The organism is uncultured Megasphaera sp., from assembly GCF_958350005.1.
Taxonomy (GTDB): Bacteria; Bacillota; Negativicutes; order Veillonellales; family Megasphaeraceae; genus Megasphaera.
Window position 1 is genome coordinate 1 of record NZ_CATWFF010000151.1, and the last position, 4,788, is coordinate 4,788.

General features: G+C 53.9%; 5 protein-coding genes. All 5 read right to left on the reverse strand.

Annotated elements, in window-relative coordinates; translation table 11 throughout:
- A partial coding sequence (locus Q3886_RS08350) for a Sua5/YciO/YrdC/YwlC family protein (RefSeq protein ID WP_301860902.1) occupies positions 1-1,220 on the reverse strand: 1,220 nt, incomplete at its 3' end.
- Between the two features lie 2 nt (positions 1,221-1,222).
- Entirely contained in the window at positions 1,223-2,254 is a 1,032-nt protein-coding gene (locus Q3886_RS08355) for a nitrogenase component 1 (RefSeq protein ID WP_301860904.1), read from the reverse strand.
- Entirely contained in the window at positions 2,251-3,558 is a 1,308-nt protein-coding gene (locus Q3886_RS08360; RefSeq protein WP_301860905.1) for a nitrogenase component 1, read from the reverse strand. Before Q3886_RS08360 ends, Q3886_RS08355 begins: the two co-directional genes overlap by 4 nt.
- The gene (locus tag Q3886_RS08365) at positions 3,555-4,319 is read right to left on the reverse strand and encodes a nitrogenase iron protein NifH (RefSeq protein WP_301860906.1); all 765 of its coding nucleotides are present in this window, start codon (positions 4,317-4,319) and stop codon (positions 3,555-3,557) included. Before Q3886_RS08365 ends, Q3886_RS08360 begins: the two co-directional genes overlap by 4 nt.
- A gap of 8 nt (positions 4,320-4,327) precedes the next feature.
- Entirely contained in the window at positions 4,328-4,579 is a 252-nt protein-coding gene (locus tag Q3886_RS08370; RefSeq protein ID WP_301860908.1) for a TM1266 family iron-only hydrogenase system putative regulator, read from the reverse strand.
- Between the last annotated feature and the right edge of the window lie 209 nt (positions 4,580-4,788).

The following is a 4,788-nucleotide window of genomic DNA, read 5'->3' on the forward strand; positions in this document are numbered from 1 at the left end:
CCGCCGACAGCCAGGATATCGGCTTTCTTCGTCGGTTTGCCCACAAAAAACGGCAGCGGCGCATAGCCCCGGGACCGGCGTATCATATAGGGCCTGCCGTCATACCAGTCCATGACCGAGTCATCGGCCCGCAGGAGAATACGGCGGTTATGCGACAATATGGCATCACACAGGTTTGTCAGTTCCGCTGCCGCATCGTCATCAGTCCGGCAAATAGGCGCCCCTGACGCATTGGCACTGGTCATGACCAGACAGTCCGGCATGGTAAGACCGTCGTCATACGTAAACAGCAAAAGCTGCAGCGGTGCATAAGGAAGCATGACGCCAACTTTGGGATTTCCCGGCGCCACAGACGGGCACAATTGCCCGCCATGACGGCGATGGAGTAGGAGAATCGATTTTTGCGGTCCGTCGAGCACCGCTTCTTCTTCTGTCGTCAGCACACATTCCCGCGCTGCAACAGAAAGATCTTTCATCATGACTGCCAGGGGCTTGACGGGCCGCCCTTTCAGGCGGCGAAGCCGCTGAACGGCAGCTTCATTCGTTCCATCACAGCACAGGTGAAATCCGCCGATTCCCTTGACAGCGACGATGCCACCGCTGCTCAGGATACGGCGGGCTTCCGTAATCGCCGCATGCCGCCGTTCTGTCCGGCCCAGCAGATATACTTCCGGGCCGCAGTCATTGCAGCAGACCGGCTGGGCATCATATCGCCGCGAAAGCGGATCTTCATATTCCGTACGGCAGGCCGGACACATGGGAAATTCGCCCATACTGGTTCGTTCCCGGTCATAAGGCATGGAATCCAGTATAGTCATACGCGGCCCGCAGGCCGTACAGTTAATAAAAGGATGCAAATAACGGCGATTAGACCGATCAAAGAGCTCTTCCTTACAGCGGTCGCAAATGGCTATATCGGGAGAAACGAAAATATCTCCCCTCTCCCTTTCGCTTTTAATAATTGCAAAATCTGTATATGGCGGCCGCTCGGCCTGTTCCGTATGAACGGCCAGAATGGCCGACCGTTCCGGCGCCTGTTTCTGCAGGTTTTCCTGAAACTGCTGCCGCCTTTCAGCGGTCCCCTGCAGGATAATTTCCACATAAGATCCCTTATTGCAGACCGAGCCATACAGCCCCAGGCGCCGGGCCAGGCGGCTCACGAAAGGACGAAAGCCAACGCCCTGTACGATGCCAAATACTGAAATAATTTCCGTATACATACTCAGCCTCTCCCAGATACGGCAAAATGGGGAATATCGATATATAATCCTTTAAAGTGAGGCAGGGCCTTCTGAAAATAAGCATCGCCTGCAATGACGTCAAACCGGTCGTTATCGGCCAGAACCTGCAGATCGTCTTCTTCTTTCAGGACAATATCGCCGGGACGCCGGTACGCTTCAGGCTGCATAAACCATGAAGCCACCGTAACCTGTTCGGCACCGGCTTCTTCAGCCAGGCTGCGCAGACCATTGGCAGCAGTCTGCTGATGAATAATCAGGACCTGCCGGCCAGCAAATACCGTATCATCGGCAATATAGCGGCGCAGGCCAACATACCAGGGTTTATAAGGCGTGCCGAAGGTTTTCTGCAAATACCGGGCACTTTTGAGGCCTGTCGGCGATACGACAAGATTCAGGCTGGCCCGGCCGGCATGCCTGTAATCATCCAAGTCATGGTACATCAGGACCTGCTGCCATCCTTCTTCGTTCAGCTCCTGCCGAATGTCTTCTATTTCCTGGGGACGGGAAAGTTCCAGCGGCACCGCTCCGATGACGCCGACAGTCCCGTCGTGCCGTTTTTCCGCCGTATCGGCAAAAGTGCGAAACAGCTGATTATATGCCTTTTCTATGCCATCATCATACAAGGCCATGCCCGTCGTATCGATAGTCAGAACAGGCATATGCAGCTTCTTTTCCGCCATGCGCCGCAGAGCACGATAGTCCGTGCCGATGACGGACGGCACAGGCGTGCCGATAATGGCGGCAAAGGATGCCGGAATCGTTTCTGCAGCCTGAACCAGTTTATCTACGAGCCGGTCATCACGGCCCAGAATGGCATCCATATCCCGCAGACCGGCACTGAAGACGGCGCTTTTGCCGCCGCTGAACCAGCGAGGCTCATCGAAGCCGCAGATATTGCCGGCACAGCCGCCGGCATCGCAGACGACGACAATGCCGCCCAGGCCGTACAGCACTGCCGCCGCGCCGGACTGGTCCGGTGCAAAAGGCGATATATATTTCCATAATCCCTTCATGCCCGTCTCCTCCCTTCCAGAGCTGCCATAATCTGCCGGAACCATTCCCGTACGCCGTCATAGCCAAAAGGCTGTACTTCTTCGTTCCACAGCACATGAGCCGCATCATCATGATAATAGGCCGCATCTTTGCCAATCGTCAGGTCAACAGGATGTTCTTTGCCTTCATAGTAGAGCATAGACGGTGAAAGATTGGAATACACCAGCGTATGAGGGCTGATTTCCCGGAGTTTTCGCAAATACGGAAAATCAGCAGCACTGACATTGGCATACAGTTCTTTTACAATCATACCGCACTGCGTCAGAGCCAGAGCCATATCAAAGGCATTGCCGTTCTGCATTTCCCCAATAGCTGCCGTTACGCCGCTGAACCGTGATTTCATCAGTGCCGCCAGATCTTCCGTTTCCTGCAGCTGTGCCCCATCGTCTATGCTGCCGCCGAGGGCACTGGCAAAGGCCTGGTACTGGCGGTGAATTTTATCGATCTGATAGAGCCTCGTCAGCTCTATACTGGGAATATGCAGGCGCTTTTCCATATCCAGCGCCGCCAGCCGGGCTTCCGGATGAAGGACAAGGTTGAAGTTAGCCTGAGCCAGGGCCTGGTATTCCGCAAAATTCTGACAGCGGGAAATTTCCTGAATCTGCCGCAGCCCCAGCTGCTCTAAGATATCATACAGCTCGCATGTATCGCGGAGATGCGAAAAATAGCCGAGAATGTTGACGGTCCGGCGATGGCGCGGTGCCGGCTCCAGCAGAGAATACACGGCGCGGCGCACATCGACCATAGGCGGCTTGCGTCCTTCTCTTGTCAGGGCATACATATAACAGGGCACGACGGGAAGGCCTGCTTTGTCGGCTGCTTTGCGGCAGACCCGCTCCATATCCGTTCCCAGCAAGGCATCGACACAGGTCATGCAAATCATGACCACTGACGGGCGGACAGCCAGAGAATCGACAATTTCACATACAGCCTGGGGAATTTTTTTCAGATGCCGGCCCGTGACAATATCCGTTTCATCCATAAGATAGAAGAAGAAACGGTTGCTGTAGCCGCCCATTTCGCTCAAAATCGTCGTATTCCGGCCGCAGCATCCCGGCCCGACGAGAAGCATAACTGAGCCGGGAATAGCCAGGCCGGCCCGCTTGACGCCAAATCCCTGTGCCCCTGGCGAGTTGAAAGCCAGCGCTGCCGGTGAGTTATAAATAAGATGGGCCGATGATACCAGTTCAGACGGAATGGCTTCAGGGCCGCGCTGAACCAGTTCATCAACAGTAATAGCATAGGGTACGTGTTCTGATTTCATCGTTTTCTGTCCTCGTCATTCCATAAGGTCCTGGCCAGGTTTAAAAACAGCTGACTGACCGGCAAGGTCGGATCGCCTTCAATGACGGTCTTTCCCTGGTCTTCAAAGCGGTTAATATCATCACTTCGCGGAATATCGCCGACAATGGGCAGGCCTGTCTTTTCTGCAAAGGCCTGCACTTTGGCGTCTTCTTCCGGAATATTGCGGCGGTTGAGCAGAATCCCGCGCACGCTGGCATAGCTGCGGTCCGCAAAATTCTGCACTGCCGTATAAATATTATTGGCTGCATAAAGGGCCATCTTTTCGCCTGACGTCACGATGAGTACCTGTTCGGCATAGCCTTCACGAATTGGTGCGGCAAAGCCGCCGCATACGACATCGCCCAGCACATCATACAACACGACATCCGGTTCGTACTGTTCAAACAATCCCAGATCTTCCAGCAAAGCAAAGGTAGCAATAATGCCCCGGCCAGCACAGCCCAGACCTGGCGTAGGGCCGCCGGTTTCGATACACAGCACGCCGCCGTAGCCAACACGGGAAATCTCTTCAATCCGTTCCGGATCCTCGTCGTGTTCGCGCAGATAATTCATAACCGGTTCCGGCACATGACCTCCCAGAAGATTCATCGTCGAATCAGCTTTGGGATCACAGCCAATTTGAATTACTTTCTTTCCTAAATAGGCAAATGCGGCAGCCAGATTACTGGTCATAGTCGACTTGCCAATACCGCCTTTGCCATATACTGCAATTTTTAACATAGTTTCTCCTATTGCGGCAGGGGAGGATAAATCGTCTTCGTACTGACGTCGGGAAGCATGCCCAGTTTGCCGGACAGGGCACTTACAATGTCCTGCGGCGCGTCGACGATAACGCTGATGACGTGAATATCCTTATCCCGATAGGGTACGCCCATTCGGCCCACAATATACTGTCCATACTCATGGAGCAGCTCATTCAGCTGCGTCGTCGCTTCCCGTTTGCCTACGATAATGCCGATCAATGCGACTCTCGTTTCCATAATCTGTCTCCTCCTGCGGATATGCCAAAAAGACTCCATGCAAAAGCACAGAGTCTGCCTGTAGTCGTATAATGTGCTTTCGCCTCGTCTGCGCAGACGCATCTTTGCAGAAAAGTACGGATGCGTAAAATCCATGACGTCGTCTGTCAGCATGCTGCTTCCAGATAACGTTTTCTATAGTATACCAGATTGCGGCCAAAAAGGCCATA